1 protein-coding gene is annotated in these 416 nt (G+C 60.8%); it reads left to right on the forward strand.

Annotated features, from left to right (window positions below):
* Window positions 1-57 precede the first annotated feature (57 nt).
* On the forward strand, window positions 58-416 hold a 359-nt coding region (locus D7V77_RS42775), incomplete at its 3' end, for a PAC2 family protein (protein WP_147452397.1).

Raw genomic sequence — 416 nt, forward strand, 5'->3', positions numbered from 1 at the left:
GGCCATGAGTCTCAGACGAAGGCGGGGGCTAACCTTGGCACCATGCGATTTCGACACATGGACCGGCCATGGGTCGTAGTGGCCTTCGGCGGCTGGAATGACGCCGGAACGGCCGCTACCCAGGCGGCGAGTCTCATCGCTGAGTATTTCGACGCGAAAATATGGCGCACGATTGACGGCGAGGTGTTTCACGACTTTCGTCAAACCCGTCCCGCCATCACCGTCATGAACGACTTCGAAATCGTCAGTTGGCCGAGTACCGCCATCAGGGTCGGGAGATGGCAGGGCCAACCCATTGTTGTCGTCGATGGGCCTGAGCCGGGTTTGCGCTGGCGGACTTACTGCTTCCGGCTGCTACGGCGGCTACGTAAACTCAAGCCAGCTGGCCTTGTTGTTCTGGGCGCGATGGCCACCGA

Source organism: Corallococcus sp. CA041A (assembly GCF_003612075.1).
In the GTDB taxonomy this organism is placed as follows: domain Bacteria; phylum Myxococcota; class Myxococcia; order Myxococcales; family Myxococcaceae; genus Corallococcus; species Corallococcus exiguus.